Consider the following 14,718-nt stretch of genomic DNA (forward strand, 5'->3'; position numbering starts at 1 on the left):
GTAATTGTTTGCCCAAAGCACCAATTTTGCCCTGCCTCCTAAAATGGGCCATGTCCAAGACCTTTGATGTCTGTATTCGCGGCGATGGTGTGGTAGGCCGCACACTGGCCCTGCTGCTGGCGCGCGAGCGCCTGCGCGTAGCTTTGGTCACCAGGCCTGAAAGGCCGCCGGGGATGCACACCATGCCCGACGTGCGTGCTTACGCCCTCAACAGCGCGTCTCGCAGCGTGCTGGAAACCCTGCGCGCCTGGCCCGACACGGCCTTTGCCACGCCGGTGGTCGAAATGCAGGTTTGGGGAGACAACGGCGGCAAGCTGGATTTCACGGCGCGCAGTGTCGGCCAGGAAGCGCTGGCCTGGATTGTGGATGTCCCGGCGCTGGAGCAGCAATTGAGCCAGGCAGTTCGCTACCAGCCGCAAATCGAGACGGTGGACGCGCCTGCCAAGGCCGCGCTCAACGTGATCTGCGAAGGCCAGAAAAGCGCCAGCCGTGATGAGTTCGCCCAGATCCGGCCGGTCAACTGGACCATCAAGCCCTATCCGCAAAAGGCCGTCGCAGCACGGCTTGAGCTGGACAAGCCCCATGGCGGCATTGCCCGCCAGTGGTTTACCCACGGCGACATACTGGCTCTTTTGCCTTTATCGGGTGCCAACGGGAACTTGGCGGCGCTGGTGTGGTCTGTCCCTGTACAGCGGGCCGCCCTGCTCGAAAAAATGCCCGCGGAAGAATTTTGCAACACCCTCAAGGCCGTGTGCGGCGAAGAGACCGGTAACCTGCGCCTGACAAGCGAGCGGGCAAGCTGGCAGCTTTCCCTGTCCAGCGCCGGGCACTGGGTCGGCCCCGGCTGGGCTTTGGCGGGCGATGCGGCGCACACGGTGCACCCGCTGGCCGGTCAAGGCTTGAACCTGGGCCTGGCCGATGCGGCTTGCCTGGCCGGGGTGATTTCACAGCGTGAGTATTGGCGCGGATTGGGTGATGAAAAACTGCTGCGGCGCTACGAAAGGGCCCGCAAGGCCGACGTAGCGGCAATGGGCGCGGTCACCGACGGTTTGCATGGCATTTTTGCGCAAACCGATGGGCGCTGGCAGGCCCTGCGCAATTGGGGCATGAAGGGGTTTGAGCGAAGCGGTTTGCTCAAGGCCTGGCTGACGCGGCAAGCCGCGGGTTTATGAATGACTGAGAAACAGACTGGAACTTAAATGAAAATAGTGAAATTGATCGGTCTGCTCAGTCTGGCGGCGTTCAGCCTGGTTCCTGTTTTTGCGCAGGAAGCCGTCATCCGCAAAAACCTGTCAGAGAAATTTCCGGCTTTTGCAAAAATCGATGAAGTCACCAAAACACCGATGGGCGGCCTCTATGAGGTACGTATTGGCTTCGAAATTTTCTATACCGACGAGCAAGGTAACTACCTGTTGCAGGGTCAACTTCTCGATGTAAAAAACAAAAAAAACCTGACCGAGGAACGCATCGGGAAACTCAGTGCAGTCGATTTCGACAAACTCCCTTTGAAGGACGCTTTCAAGATTGTTCGCGGTGAGGGGAAACGCAGGCTGGCGGTGTTTGAAGACCCAAATTGCGGCTACTGCAAACACTTCGAACGGGACCTGACCACCGTCGACAACGTCACCGTTTATCTCTTCCTGTACCCCGTGCTCGGACCGGACTCCGTCGCCAAGTCGCGCCACATCTGGTGTGCCAAGGACAAGGCGAAGTCATGGAACGACTGGATGCTGCGCAACACCGTGCCTGCGGCTGCCGAATGCGACATCTCGGCCATCAAGCGAAACCGCGAGTTTGGCCAAAAATACAATATCACCGGCACGCCCACCCTGATTTTTGCTGACGGATCCCGCGCGCCAGGCGCGGTCAGCGCCCAGGAAGTCGAAAAAATGCTGCTCAGTGCAAAAACTCCCTGAAAATGGGCCAGAAGGCCCTGTTTAGATACAAAATCGACCTCCAGCCCGCACACCACCTGCGCGAGCAGCTCCTTTTTTGATAGCATTTACAGCCCGATCGACTTGATCCGTCGGGCGCCCCCATGCAGCTGGCGGCAGACGTGGGGTATTCTTTGCGCAAGATGCCAGGCACCCCTAAAAACACTTCCTCCCCCCTTCACTACCGCGTCGAAACAGACGTTCTGCACGCCCACCTCTTTCGCGTGACCCTCACGATCGCACAGCCTGACGCTTTGCAAAGGGTCTCGCTGCCTGTGTGGATCCCCGGCAGTTACCTGGTGCGGGAATTCTCCAAAAACCTGCAGAACCTGGAGGCTCGCCAAACGGTACGAACACCGCTTCGTGCCGAACAGCTCGATAAATGCACCTGGCAGATTCAGTGCTCGCCTGCCAAACCGCTGGTGCTGCGCTATGAGGTGTATGCCTGCGACAACTCCGTGCGCAGCGCCTGGCTGGATTCCCATCGCGGCTTTTTCAACGGCACCAGCCTGTGCCTGAAAGTGCAGGGCCAGGAAAAAGCCGCGCATGTGCTGGAGATCCTCACACCGAAAGCCGCCAAGGGCTGGTCACTGGCCACAGGGCTCAGGCCGCAGGCAGTCAACAAGCATGGGTTTGGTACCTACCTGGCGGCCGATTACGACGAACTGGTGGACTGCCCCGTGGAAATGGGCGCTTTCTGGAGCGGTACTTTTACGGCGCGCGGCGTGCCGCACCGCATGGTGGTCGCGGGCGCGGCCCCGAGCTTCGACGGCGCAAGGCTGCTGGCGGACACCCAGAAGATTTGCGAAACGGAGATCCGTTTCTGGCATGGTGCGAAAAAGCCTCCCTTCAAGAGTTACCTCTTCATGCTGAACGCGGTGGACGAAGGCTACGGCGGACTCGAGCACCGCAACTCGACTGCACTGATCTGCAACCGGAAGGACTTGCCGCGCCTGGGTGAATCCCGCACGGCAGAAGGCTACACCACGCTGCGCGGCCTCATCAGCCACGAATATTTCCATACATGGAATGTCAAGCGGCTGCGTCCCGCGGAGTTTGAACACTACGACTACGGCGCCGAGAATTACACCGGGCTGTTGTGGTTTTTCGAGGGCTTCACCAGTTACTACGACGACCTGTTGCTGCGCCGCGCCGGCCTGCTGGACAACGCCGGCTACCTCAAGCTGCTCAACAAGACCATCAACCAGGTCATGCAGACCCCGGGCCGGCTGGTTCAATCCGTCGCCCAGGCGAGCTTCGATGCCTGGGTGAAGTATTACCGGCAGGATGAAAATACGCCCAACGCCACCGTGAGCTACTACACCAAGGGAGCGCTGGTGGCGCTGTGTTTTGATCTGACGCTTCGGGCAGAAGGCGGAGCTGCCGGGGGCGCGACACTGGACAACGTGATGCGCGCACTCTGGCAACGCTGCAAAGCCGGCCCCCTGCGCGAGACAGATTTTGCAGAGGAGCTTGCAGCCGCAGGACACCGCCCGTTTGCCACCGAGCTGGCCCAATGGGTGCACGGACGCGAAGAACTTCCGCTCAAGGCCTTGCTGGAACAGCATGGCGTGACAGTCGCCGAAGAACCTGCGCAACTGGCTCAGCGGCTGGGATTACGCGCCAGCGAAAACCAGGGCGTGGTGCAGGTCAAGACCGTGCTGCGCGGCGGCGTTGCCGAGCATGCCGGGTTTGCGGCGGGAGATGAATGGCTGGCGGTGGAACCCATTGCCACAGGCGCACGGGAGCCGGAGGGCGGTTGGCGCATGAACCGGCTCGATGACCTGCTGCACTACGCAGGCACGGCCAAAAAAGTCATTGCCCTGGTCGCACGCGACAAACGCCTGCTGCGGCTGGAGCTGCCCATGCCGCCCGCGCTGACCACCTGGCGCCTGGCGGTGCGGGATGCCGCGCTGATGGACCAATGGCTCGGCCAGAAAACCTGACCCGGCCTGGCGCGACTCACCTCTTCGGAAGGTCATTCGCCCTTGAATACCGCGGGATGCTTTTCAAGAAAAGCCGTCACGCCTTCCATGTAATCGTGGCTGCGTCCCAGGGCCGCCTGCATGTCGCGTTCCGCATCGAGTTGCTGATGCAGCGTGCGCGTGGCGCCTTCGCGCATCTGCCGGGTAAAGCTGTTCAGGGCCTGGGGGCGGTTGAGCGTGAGGATGCCCACAGCACCATCGATGGCATACAGAACGGTGGGATCGGCAGCGGAGCCGGTATGGGAAGCAGTCATGGCAGCAGTCTCCTGTTCCCGAATCTAGCATTGCGGCAAGCCATTGGCAGCCATGAGCCCGTGGCATCATTGCCGGACGCATTTTCAGCCAAAGGACCTATTTCATGTCTTCCACGACCTACGAAACCATTGAAACCCGCACCGAAGGCCCGGACAGCCGCAAGGTGGGTATCGTCACGCTGAACCGGCCCAAGCAACTCAATGCCCTGAACGACCAGCTCATGGACGAACTGGGCCGGGCGCTCAAGGCGTTTGATGCTGATGACACCGTCGGCTGCATCATCCTGACCGGCAGCGAAAAGGCCTTTGCCGCAGGCGCCGACATCGGCGCCATGGCCACCTACAGTTTTGCCGACGTTTACAACAACGATTACATCACCCGCAACTGGGAGCAAATCCACAGCATCCGCAAGCCGGTGATTGCTGCCGTCAGCGGCTTTGCGCTGGGCGGCGGCTGCGAGCTCGCAATGATGTGCGACTTCATCATTGCTGCCGACAACGCAAAGTTCGGCCAGCCTGAAATCAAGCTGGGCATCATTCCCGGTGCTGGCGGCACGCAGCGCCTGCCCCGTGCCGTGGGCAAGGCCAAAGCCATGGACATGACCCTGACGGGCCGCATGATGGATGCCCAGGAGGCAGAGCGTTCAGGCCTGGTCAGCCGTGTGGTGCCGCTGGAAAAGCTCATGGACGAAGCCCTGGGCGCCGCGCTGATGATCTGCAGCTACGGCCAGACCAGCGTCATGGCCGCCAAGGAAGCCCTCAACCGGGCATTTGAAAGCGGCCTCAGCGACGGCGTGATGTTCGAAAGGCGCCTGTTCCATTCGCTGTTTTCCACCGAAGACCAAAAAGAAGGCATGGACGCCTTCGTCAACAAACGAAAACCGGTTTTTAAACACAGGTGAGCCCCACCAGTAGGGGCCGCGGGTCCGGCTTCGCCGGCCCCAGGCGCCGCCCCCTTGAGGGGGGGAGCAGGCTACACGCAGTGAGCCTGGACGGGGGTGTTTTTATAGTTATAATCTTGGGTTCGGTCGTATAGCTCAGTTGGTTAGAGCGCAGCATTCATAATGCTGATGTCGGTGGTTCAAGTCCACCTACGACCACCAGGAATGCGTCAAAGCCTCAGAGGGTCCTTCCCCCTGAGGCTTTGTTCTTTGTTATTCTCCTATTTATTAACAGCCTCTGGACACATACCATGAACCGCTGCACTTCCCGCCTGGCCGCACTCCTGATGATGCTGGCTGCTTCTGCCGGCCTGATGAGCCTGCCAGCCCTGGCCCAGACCGATCCCGCCGAGGCTGTCAAACCCAACATCCGGAAATTCCCTCCCAAGGCCGTCCGCGGCGAAATGGTGGTGGTGACGCCGCCGGTGATCTCCATGGACGGCAAGCAGGACAGGCTGTCTGTGGGCGCACGCATACGCGACATCAACAACAATTTCGTGTTGTCCGGCGCACTCCTGAACCAGAAGCTGGTGGTGAACTACCTGCGCAGCAACACCGGCGAGGTCCATGAGGTCTGGATCCTCAACGCGGAAGAGGCCAAGGAAAAGCGGGCGGGCGGCACCGACACGGTGTTCAATTTCAACAGCGGCACCCCTGCCAAGACAGTGGACAACGGCAAGACGCCGTACGACCAGTTACCTGCCTACAAGCAGTAACGCCCACAGCCTCAAGCGAAATCAGCCTGACGCCCTTTAAACATGGGCGCAAGCAGCTATTAATTTAATAGCAATCGCCATCAGCCCGCGGACAAACCGCAAATCAGCCAGCATCATGAGCAAAAAAGTCTTCATTAAAACCTTCGGCTGCCAAATGAACGAGTACGACTCGGACAAGATGTCCGACGTGCTCCATGCTGCCGAAGGCTACGAGCCTACCCAGGACATGGAACAGGCCGACCTGATCCTGTTCAATACCTGCTCCGTGCGCGAAAAAGCCCAGGAGAAAGTCTTCAGCGACCTGGGCCGCGTCAAGCACCTGAAAGAAAAAGGCGTGCTGATCGGCGTCGGCGGCTGTGTAGCCAGCCAGGAAGGCGCGGCCATCATCCAGCGCGCACCTTATGTCGACGTGGTCTTCGGCCCGCAAACCCTGCACCGCCTGCCGCAGCTGCTGGCCAACCGGACCCGGCTGGGCAAGCCGCAGGTCGACATCAGCTTTCCCGAGATCGAAAAATTCGACCACCTGCCGCCGGCGCGCGTCGAGGGCGCCAGCGCCTTCGTGAGCATCATGGAAGGCTGCTCCAAGTACTGCAGCTACTGCGTGGTGCCCTACACCCGTGGCGAAGAGGTCTCTCGGCCCTTCGAAGACGTGCTGGTCGAAGTCGCCGGCCTGGCCGACCAGGGCGTCAAGGAAGTCACGCTGCTCGGGCAAAACGTCAACGCTTACCGTGGCCCCATGGGTGGCACGGCCGAGATCGCCGACTTCGCAACCTTGCTCGAATACGTGTCCGACATCCCGGGCATTGAGCGCATCCGCTACGTCACCAGCCACCCCAATGAGTTCACGCAGCGCCTGATCGACGCCTACGCCAAGCTGCCCAAACTGGTCAACCACCTGCATTTGCCGGTTCAGCACGGCTCCGACCGCATCCTCATGGCGATGAAGCGCGGCTACACCGCCATGGAATACAAGAGCACCATCCGCAAGCTGCGCGCCATCCGCCCGGATCTGGCCATGAGCAGCGATTTCATCGTGGGCTTCCCCGGCGAGACCGAAGACGACTTCGGCAAGATGATGAAGCTGATCGACGAGATCGGCTACGACACCTCGTTCAGCTTCATTTACAGCCCACGCCCCGGCACCCCCGCCGCCGCGCTGCAGGACGACACACCGCACGAGGTCAAGCTCAAGCGTCTGCAACATTTGCAGGCCGCGATTGACGACAGCGTGCGCGCCATCAGCGCCAGCCGCCAGGGCACGGTGCAGCGCATTCTGGTGGAAGGCGCCTCGCGCAAGGATCCGACCGAACTCATGGGCCGCACGGAGTGCAACCGCGTGGTCAACTTCAAGGGCCAGCCGCGCCTCATCGGCCAGATGCTGGACATCACCATCACCCAGGCCACGCAGCGTTCGCTGCGCGGCGAAGTCCTGACGCGGGACGTCGCCGTGGCGGCCTGAGACCGCCCGCGCGTTGCTCAAGCACTCGACACGCATGCTGCAACGATTTTCGTTCCGGCAACTTCTGGTGATCGCCTTCCTGCTGATTGCTGCCCTGCTGGGCGCCGCCTCGCTGCGGGCGCTGTTTACCCTGGAAGACCTTTCGCTGCAAAGCCGCAGCAATGCCGCACGTGCCCTCGAACTCAGCAGCGCGGCGCAGTCCCTGGCCGAGCGCAGCGTATCGATGGAGCGTACATCCCGCCAGTCGGTCGTCCTCGACGACCGGGTATTGCGTGAGCGCTTCGGTGACGAGGCCCGTGAAGCTGCGAGTATCCTGACCAGTCTGGCGCGAGAAGACGTACCGGTGGCCAAAGCCCGGCAATGGCGCGCGCACATGCAGAGCATCGGCGATCTGCTGACCGGCCCGACCGGTACCGCGCTGGACCGGGAACGCCAGCTGGCGCAAGAATTCCGCGAACTGGAAAGTGTCAACGCCGCCATCGCCGTGCAGGTGCAACAGGCGATTCAGCAACGCAACAAGTCGCTGGAGGGCAAGCTCGAGGCCAGCCGCCAGCGGCTGACCCAGCAGGTAACCTGGGCCATCGTGCTGGCCATCGCCATGGCGCTGGCATTCGGCGTGTGGTTCACGTTGCCGCTCAGGCGCCTGGAGAACGCCATCGTGGGCCTGGGGGAAAACCGGCTCGACCAGGTCATCACCATCCAGGGGCCGGCCGACCTGGCCCTGGTGGGGCAGCGCCTGAATTGGCTGCGCCTGCGGCTGGTGGAGCTGGACGCCGATAAATCGCGTTTCCTGCGCCATATTTCGCACGAACTCAAAACACCGCTGGCATCGCTGCGCGAAGGGGTGTCGCTGCTGGAAGACGGTGTAGCCGGCACGCTGAGCAATGACCAGCGCGAAATAGCGCAAATCCTCAGGCACAACACCGGCGTGCTGCAAAGCCAGATTGAAGACCTGCTGCGCTTTAATACGGCCGCGTTCGAGGCGCGCCAGTTGAACCGCCAGAATGTCGACTTGTTGCAACTCCTCGAGGAGCAGGTGTACGCGCAGCGCCTGCAGTGGCGCGCACGGGACCTGACGGTCAGCGTCGTCGGCGAGCCCGTTGTGATGGAAATCGACCCCGAAAAAATCGGCACTGCGCTGGCCAACCTGCTGTCCAACGCCATCCGCTATTCACCACCCAAAGGGCAGATCCGGCTGGAACTGAGTCCGCTGCGGGGTTTCGTCCGCATCGACATCCACGATCAGGGCGTCGGCGTGGCGCAGGCCGACCGCGAGCGGATTTTCGAGCCCTTTTACCGCGGTGAACGCCAGCCGGTCGACGTGGTTCGGGGCAGCGGTATCGGTCTGTCCATCGTTCACGAATACATTGCCGCACATGGTGGAAGCATCGTCCTGATGCCCGATCAACCTGGTGCACACTTCAGAATAGAGCTTCCTCATGTTTCCAAGTACTGATTTTCCCCCTCCTCCGCCTGCGGCCCGCTTCTCCGGGCGCGGCCTGTTGCCGGCCCTGGTGACGTCGGCCTTGCTGGCAGCCTGCAGCAGCGGCCCCGCCAACGAGCGCGGCCCTGACACCGCAGCCGTCCTGGCAGCCCGGGCCGCAGCCTCTGCCGCCGAAGCGGCGCGGGCCAGCACCAGCCAGCCCGCGCCGCTCCCGGAATCCGTCGTTTTTGCCAGCGGCATGACCTTGCGCATGCTGGCTTACGCCGAGCGCGTGCGCCTCATGCAGCCGCCGGAGCTCACCCAGGAAACCGGGCGGCTCGGAGACGCCGCCAGCCCCGAGGCCCAACTCCAGCTCTCGCTGGTGCTGGCCCAACTGCGGCAGCTGCCCGAACTGATACGCGCGCAGGAGCTGCTGGCCCGCGTATTGGGCAATGCCGATGCCCAGCCGCTGCATCCGCTGGCAAGGCTGCTGGCGTCACGCTACGCCGAACAGCGCCGCCTGGAAGAGCAGCTTGACAAACAAGGCCAGCAACTGCGCGATGCGCAGCGCAGGCTGGACCAGACCAACGAGCGGCTGGAGGCGCTGAAGGCCATTGAGCGCAGCCTCACCAGCCGGCAGCCGGCGGCAACAGCCTCGGCGCCCATACCCCCTGCCAGCCGGGCCCGCCCCACCGCACCATGAGCGACTCAGCCCTGACAGCACCCCACCTGCTCGTGGTTGATGATGACGCCGACATGCTGCGCCTGCTCACCATGCGGCTGACCGCAGCGGGCTATCGCGTCACGGCGGTCACGTCGGCCGAAGCGGCGCTGACGCAGCTTCATATTGAACGGCCGCAGCTGGTACTCAGCGATGTGCGGCTTCCCGGCCGGGACGGCCTGGCGCTGTTCGACGACATACGCCAGCAGCATCCTTCGCTGCCGGTGATTTTGCTGACCGCGCATGGCACCATTCCTGATGCCGTGGAAGCCACCGAACGCGGCGTGTTCACCTATCTCACCAAGCCCTTTGACGGCAAAAGCCTGCTCGACAAGATTGCCCAGGCGCTGGCGCTGAGTGCCCCCGCCAACCCGGCCAAACAGGGCAGCCCCGAAGCCTGGCAGAACCAGATCATCAGCCGCTCAAGCCGCATGGCCGAAGCCCTGGCTGAAGCGCGCATGGTGGCGCAGTCGGACGCCAGCGTGCTGCTGCGCGGTGAAAGCGGCACCGGCAAGGAACTACTCGCACAAGCCATCCACCAGGCAGGCGCACGGGCCAGCAAGCCCTTTATTGCCGTGAACTGTGGCGCCATCCCCGAGGCCTTGCTGGAATCCGAGCTGTTTGGCCACGTCAAGGGCGCCTTCACCGATGCGGTGGCCAATCACAAAGGCCTTTTCCAGGCTGCAGACGGCGGCACTTTGCTGCTCGATGAAATCGGTGACATGCCGCCCGCGCTCCAGGTCAAGCTGCTGCGCGTGTTGCAGGAGCGGGTGGTGCGGCCGCTGGGCTCCAGCCAGTCGATTCCGGTGGATGTGCGCATCATCTCGGCCACGCATCGCGACCTTGACGCTGCCATGGCTGAGGGCCAGTTCCGCGCCGACCTTTATTACCGGCTCAATGTCGTCACGCTGACCTTGCCCCCGCTGTCGGAGCGCCGCGAAGACATCCCGTTGCTGGCCAACCACTTTCTCCTCAAACTGGCGGCCAAGTACGACAAGCGCCTGAGCGGTTTCGCACCCGAGGCCCTCAAGGCCCTGACCACGGCCGCCTGGCCAGGCAACGTGCGCCAGCTTTACAACGTGGTGGAGCAGGTTTGTGCCCTGTCCACCACCCCGCTGGTGCCGCTGGCGTTGGTGCAGCGGGCCTTGCGCTCACCCAGCGTGCAAGTGCTCACCTATGCGGAAGCCAGGCAACACTTCGAGCGGGATTACCTGGTCGGGCTGCTCAAATTGACAGACGGCAACGTGGCCGATGCGGCCCGACTGGCCGACCGGAACCGCACGGAGTTTTACCGCCTGATGCAAAAGCACGGGCTCACGCCAGGACACTTCAAGGTTTAGACCGTAAACAGGCTCCAGGAGCTCCGGTTCGACCTGGGTTTGTCGCTGTGCCGCCGTGGGCCGTCGCTGGTTGGCGACAGGTTTAAGCCTTTGATTTAAAACGATTTAATCGAGCCATCTGCGGAAGTTGTCGCTCACCGGCGACAAAACCCGCGATTCTGGGCGCTTTTGAGCTGGATTACATTTGGTTAAATCAAGTATCACGCCCAACTTGTTGATTTAAAACAATTTTTCGAAGCTGGCACAGGGTTTGCCCTAGTCATGGCATGCCAGCTTTTTTCCTGCCTTTTTTGGCATCCTCCGGCGACCCCAAGCGCCGCTTCAATTTTCCCCTGCAGGCCCGTATCGCGGCCTGCGCGAGCCTTGCGGCACTGACGCTCGCGGCCGGCCAGGCACGTGCCTTCGATCTGGACGATGTGGCCGCTATCGCACGCCAGCGCTCGCAAGCGCCCTGGCGCGAAGCGTCCCACGCGGTGCCCACCGAGCTCGCCAGGATGGCGTACGACGACTACCGCGACATCCGGTTCAACGCCGCCAGCACGCTGTGGCGCGCCGACAAACTTCCCTTTGAAGCGAATTTTTTCCACGTCGGCCGGCACGGTGATTCGGTTCGCATTCACGAAATCACGACAGCGGGCGTGAAGCGCCTGTCCTACGACCCCGCCACATTCAATTTCGGAAAAAACAAACTGTCACCCGAGACCTGGGGTGACCTGGGCCACGGCGGCGCGCGCTTTTTCAGCAACCTCAACTCGCCCACCTACAAGGATGAGCTGGTGGTGTTCACCGGCGCCACCTACTTCCGGGCGCTGGGATCGGGCCAGCGTTATGGCCTTTCGGCACGCGGCCTGGCGGTGGACACCGCAGGCGGTGCGGGCGGAGCCAAGGAAGAGTTTCCCCGTTTCACGGATTTCTGGCTTCAAAAACCTGCAGTCGACAGCAAGCAGCTGACCGTCTTCGCTGTGATGGATTCGGAGCGCATGACAGGCGCCTACCGGTTCGACATCCAGGCCGGCGAGCAAACCACCACGAATGTACAGGCGCGCATCTTCATGCGCCCGGCCACAACCTCCGGCAACAGCGCGCCCGTGACCTCGCTGGGCATCGCGCCCCTGACCAGCATGTTTTTCTTTGGCGAAAACCAGCCCCGCCCCGGCGATTTCCGGCCCGAAGTGCACGACTCCGATGGCCTGATGATGGCTACGGGTGCCGGTGAATGGCTCTGGCGGCCCCTGCAAAATCCGTCCTCCCCGCTGGTGACGTCTTTCGCCATGAAGTCGCTCAAGGGCTTTGGCCTGATGCAACGCGACCGCGCCTTTGCCAACTACGAAGACACCGAAGCCCGCTATGAGACGCGGCCCAGCGCCTGGGTCACGCCCGTGGGCGACTGGGGCGCCGGCCGGGTCGAGCTGTTTCAATTTGCCACGCCGGACGAGACCCATGACAACGTGGTGGCCTATTGGGTACCCGAAAAAATGCCAGCACCTGGCCAGTCGCTGGACATCGCCTGGCAAATCAGCTGGCAGGGCAAGAACCAGCAACTACCGCCCAACAGCTGGGTCACGCAATCACGCCGCGGCACCGGGTACTCGAAGGCCGGAACCGATCTCACGGGCCAGGTCCAGTACGTCATCGACTTTGCCGGCCCGGCGCTGGACGCGCTGCCCGAGGACGCCAGGGTCGAAGCCATCTCCAGCGCCAACGCCAATGGCCGTGTGCTCGAAAGCATGGCCTACAAGAATCCCGCCACCGGCGCATGGCGCATGACGCTGCGCGTGCTGCGGCTGAACCCGGCCCAGCCTGTTGAGCTGCGCGCCTTCCTCAAACATGACAACCACACTGTGAGCGAAACATGGACCAACCTGATCACACTCTGATTCCATCCGCTGCACGCAGCGCCCTGCGCGAGGAACGCCACCCCAATTCGGTGACGGCGCCACCGCTGAACCGCGGCTCCATGGTGCCCCGGCCCTGGCGTGGCTTCTGGAACAGCATGGCCACCGCGCTGCTGCTGCCCATGCTGTCGATATTCCGGGCTGCCGCACCGGCACCATCCCATCGCCTGCCTGCCCCCCGGCTTGAGCGCTGGCAGCAGGCTGCCCGGCGCCGGCGCACGGTATTCCTGCTGCTGACTGTCATCAGCACCGTGCTGGCAACCAGCATCTTTGCGGACATGCAGCCCGACTATGACAATGCCTGGCTGCAGTACGGCCAGATCAGCCTGTTTGCCCTTCTGTCAGCCTGGGTAGTGACCGGCTTCATGACGGCGATGATGGGCTTTTACGTCACGATCTTTGGTGACAAACACGCGCTGTCCGCGAAAAAGGTTCAGCACTACCCGCTGGATGCGTCCACACGCACCGCGATCATCATGCCGATCTGCAATGAAGACGTACGCACCGTGTTCGCCGGCCTGCGCGCCACCTGCGAGTCGGTCGCGATGACCGGCCATGTACAGAGCTTTGATGTCTTCGTACTGTCGGACAGCAGCAACCCGGCCATCATCCAGGCCGAGCGCGCCGCCTGGGAAGACCTGCGCACCCAGCTGGCCGGACACCCCGACCAGCCGCAAATCGAGGTCTATTACCGCCTGCGCAAACGCCGCACCGACCGCAAGGCCGGCAATGTGGCCGACTTCTGCCGCCGCTGGGGCAAGGATTACCGCTACATGGTGGTGCTGGACGCCGACAGTGTGATGAGCGGCGACTGCCTGGTTTCCATGGTCAAGCTGATGGAAGCCAATCCCAGGGCCGGCATCATCCAGACCGCAACCCAGGCCATCGGCCACGTCACGCTGCACGCACGGGCGCAGCAGTTCGCCTCACGCGTGACCGGGCGTCTGTTCACGCTGGGGATGCAGTTCTGGCAGATGGGCGAGTCCCACTACTGGGGCCACAACGCCATCATCCGTATTAAGCCCTTCATGAAGCATTGCGCGCTGGCGCACATCAAGGGCACGGGCGGCATGGCCGGCAGCATCATGTCGCACGATTTTGTCGAGGCCGCGCTAATGCGCCGCGCCGGCTACCACGTCTGGCTGGTGGGTGACCTGGTGGGCAGCTACGAGCAGCAGCCGCCGGATTTGCTGGCCGAGCTGCAGCGCGATCGCCGCTGGTGCCAGGGCAACCTGCAAAACTCGCGCCTGATCGCCGAGCCGGGCATTCACCCGGTACACCGCTCCATGTTCGGCACGGGCGCGATGGCGTATCTGTCGGCGCCGCTATGGCTGTGCTTTCTCACGCTGGGTACAGCGCTGTGGCTGTCCGGCTCGCCCATGATTGCCGACTGGACGCTGCTTCCCGGCGAGCTGATGTCGCTTTGGGCCTGGACGCTGTGCATGCTGTTTTTGCCGCGCATCCTGGGCATCGTGGCCGTGCTGGTCAACCGCCAGCAGCAATCCTATGGCGGCACCGTCGCCCTGCTGCGCAGCGCTTTGCTTGAAACCCTGATCGCGCTGTTGCAGGCCCCCATCCGCATGCTCGCGCATTCGCTGTTTGTGGTGGTGGCCCTCACCGGCCTGAAGCTTGAATGGAAATCGCCCCCGCGCGAAGCGGCCGCTGTGCCCTGGCGCCATGCGCTGGCGCAGCTGGCGCCTATGTCCGGCGTGATTGCGCTGCTGGCTGTCGGCATTGCAGTGATCGATGCACGGGCTTTGATCTGGCTGATCCCGGTCGGCCTGCCGCTGCTGCTGGCGATCCCGATGACGGTGCTCACCAGCAAGGTCGGCGTGGGCACGGCCCTGCGTGCGCAGAACTACCTGCTGATCCCGGAAGAAACCCGTTCGCCGGCGGTACTGCGACGCGCCTGGCTGCATGCAAGCCGGCTGGCCAAGCCACGGCTGAAGGCGGCCTGAAAATAGCCTGACTTCAGGGCAACCCATGAAAAAAGCCGCTTGAAGCGGCTTTTTTCATGACAGGTAAACGCTATTAATTCAGGAGCTGGTTG

The 14,718-nt window shown here is 62.6% G+C and carries 12 protein-coding genes and 1 tRNA gene; 12 read left to right on the forward strand and 1 reads right to left on the reverse strand.

Annotated elements, in window-relative coordinates; all coding sequences use genetic code 11:
- The first annotated feature begins 50 nt into the window (after positions 1 to 50).
- The 3 genes from AC1DWQ_RS03345 to AC1DWQ_RS03355 all read left to right on the forward strand — a co-directional run bounded on the left by AC1DWQ_RS03345 (position 51) and on the right by AC1DWQ_RS03355 (position 3,880).
- Positions 51 to 1,172 (forward strand): FAD-dependent monooxygenase, encoded by a 1,122-nt coding sequence (locus tag AC1DWQ_RS03345; RefSeq protein ID WP_477668353.1) that lies wholly within the window; start codon positions 51 to 53, stop codon positions 1,170 to 1,172.
- A gap of 27 nt (positions 1,173 to 1,199) precedes the next feature.
- Entirely contained in the window at positions 1,200 to 1,916 is a 717-nt protein-coding gene (locus tag AC1DWQ_RS03350) for a DsbC family protein (protein ID WP_477668354.1), read from the forward strand.
- A 161-nt stretch (positions 1,917 to 2,077) separates the two neighbouring features.
- Complete coding sequence (locus AC1DWQ_RS03355; protein ID WP_477668919.1) at positions 2,078 to 3,880, forward strand: M61 family metallopeptidase; 1,803 nt, start codon at positions 2,078 to 2,080, stop codon at positions 3,878 to 3,880.
- A gap of 32 nt (positions 3,881 to 3,912) precedes the next feature.
- Here AC1DWQ_RS03355 and AC1DWQ_RS03360 read toward each other — a convergent pair whose 3' ends face one another.
- Positions 3,913 to 4,173, reverse strand: coding sequence for an enoyl-CoA hydratase-related protein (locus tag AC1DWQ_RS03360; RefSeq protein ID WP_477668355.1), 261 nt, complete (start codon positions 4,171 to 4,173; stop codon positions 3,913 to 3,915).
- A 104-nt stretch (positions 4,174 to 4,277) separates the two neighbouring features.
- Between AC1DWQ_RS03360 and AC1DWQ_RS03365 the strand changes: the two genes are divergently transcribed.
- The 9 genes from AC1DWQ_RS03365 to mdoH all read left to right on the forward strand — a co-directional run bounded on the left by AC1DWQ_RS03365 (position 4,278) and on the right by mdoH (position 14,626).
- Positions 4,278 to 5,075, forward strand: a complete 798-nt coding sequence (locus AC1DWQ_RS03365; protein ID WP_477668356.1) for an enoyl-CoA hydratase — start codon at positions 4,278 to 4,280, stop codon at positions 5,073 to 5,075.
- Positions 5,076 to 5,199: 124 nt separating this feature from the next.
- Positions 5,200 to 5,276, forward strand: a tRNA-Met gene (locus AC1DWQ_RS03370).
- Positions 5,277 to 5,365: 89 nt separating this feature from the next.
- Entirely contained in the window at positions 5,366 to 5,830 is a 465-nt protein-coding gene (locus AC1DWQ_RS03375) for a hypothetical protein (RefSeq protein WP_477668357.1), read from the forward strand.
- A 115-nt stretch (positions 5,831 to 5,945) separates the two neighbouring features.
- Positions 5,946 to 7,289, forward strand: a complete 1,344-nt coding sequence (gene miaB, locus AC1DWQ_RS03380; protein WP_477668358.1) for a tRNA (N6-isopentenyl adenosine(37)-C2)-methylthiotransferase MiaB — start codon at positions 5,946 to 5,948, stop codon at positions 7,287 to 7,289.
- Between the two features lie 34 nt (positions 7,290 to 7,323).
- A complete protein-coding gene (locus tag AC1DWQ_RS03385; RefSeq protein WP_477668359.1) occupies positions 7,324 to 8,745 on the forward strand; it encodes a sensor histidine kinase in 1,422 nt (473 codons plus the stop codon).
- Entirely contained in the window at positions 8,729 to 9,415 is a 687-nt protein-coding gene (locus AC1DWQ_RS03390; protein ID WP_477668360.1) for a hypothetical protein, read from the forward strand. Before AC1DWQ_RS03385 ends, AC1DWQ_RS03390 begins: the two co-directional genes overlap by 17 nt.
- Positions 9,412 to 10,773 carry a sigma 54-interacting transcriptional regulator gene (locus AC1DWQ_RS03395; protein ID WP_457281057.1) on the forward strand — a complete coding sequence of 454 codons (1,362 nt, stop codon included), beginning with the start codon at positions 9,412 to 9,414 and terminating at the stop codon, positions 10,771 to 10,773. The genes AC1DWQ_RS03390 and AC1DWQ_RS03395 overlap by 4 nt, the downstream gene beginning before the upstream one ends.
- A gap of 266 nt (positions 10,774 to 11,039) precedes the next feature.
- On the forward strand, positions 11,040 to 12,650 hold the full coding sequence (locus AC1DWQ_RS03400; protein WP_477668361.1) for a glucan biosynthesis protein G: 1,611 nt from the start codon (positions 11,040 to 11,042) through the stop codon (positions 12,648 to 12,650).
- Entirely contained in the window at positions 12,626 to 14,626 is a 2,001-nt protein-coding gene (gene mdoH / locus AC1DWQ_RS03405; protein WP_477668362.1) for a glucans biosynthesis glucosyltransferase MdoH, read from the forward strand. The genes AC1DWQ_RS03400 and mdoH overlap by 25 nt, the downstream gene beginning before the upstream one ends.
- Positions 14,627 to 14,718: the final 92 nt, after the last annotated feature.

The organism is Polaromonas sp. P2_G11, assembly GCF_056403595.1.

Bases quoted from the DNA above. Each gene is read 5' to 3' on its own strand.
- AC1DWQ_RS03345 (WP_477668353.1), top strand. From the start codon at position 51: ATGTCCAAGACCTTTGATGTCTGTATTCGCGGCGATGGTGTGGTAGGC.
- AC1DWQ_RS03350 (WP_477668354.1), top strand. From the start codon at position 1,200: ATGAAAATAGTGAAATTGATCGGTCTGCTCAGTCTGGCGGCGTTCAGC.
- AC1DWQ_RS03355 (WP_477668919.1), top strand. From the start codon at position 2,078: ATGCCAGGCACCCCTAAAAACACTTCCTCCCCCCTTCACTACCGCGTC.
- AC1DWQ_RS03360 (WP_477668355.1), bottom strand. From the start codon at position 4,173: ATGACTGCTTCCCATACCGGCTCCGCTGCCGATCCCACCGTTCTGTAT.
- AC1DWQ_RS03365 (WP_477668356.1), top strand. From the start codon at position 4,278: ATGTCTTCCACGACCTACGAAACCATTGAAACCCGCACCGAAGGCCCG.
- AC1DWQ_RS03375 (WP_477668357.1), top strand. From the start codon at position 5,366: ATGAACCGCTGCACTTCCCGCCTGGCCGCACTCCTGATGATGCTGGCT.
- miaB (WP_477668358.1), top strand. From the start codon at position 5,946: ATGAGCAAAAAAGTCTTCATTAAAACCTTCGGCTGCCAAATGAACGAG.
- AC1DWQ_RS03385 (WP_477668359.1), top strand. From the start codon at position 7,324: ATGCTGCAACGATTTTCGTTCCGGCAACTTCTGGTGATCGCCTTCCTG.
- AC1DWQ_RS03390 (WP_477668360.1), top strand. From the start codon at position 8,729: ATGTTTCCAAGTACTGATTTTCCCCCTCCTCCGCCTGCGGCCCGCTTC.
- AC1DWQ_RS03395 (WP_457281057.1), top strand. From the start codon at position 9,412: ATGAGCGACTCAGCCCTGACAGCACCCCACCTGCTCGTGGTTGATGAT.
- AC1DWQ_RS03400 (WP_477668361.1), top strand. From the start codon at position 11,040: ATGCCAGCTTTTTTCCTGCCTTTTTTGGCATCCTCCGGCGACCCCAAG.
- mdoH (WP_477668362.1), top strand. From the start codon at position 12,626: ATGGACCAACCTGATCACACTCTGATTCCATCCGCTGCACGCAGCGCC.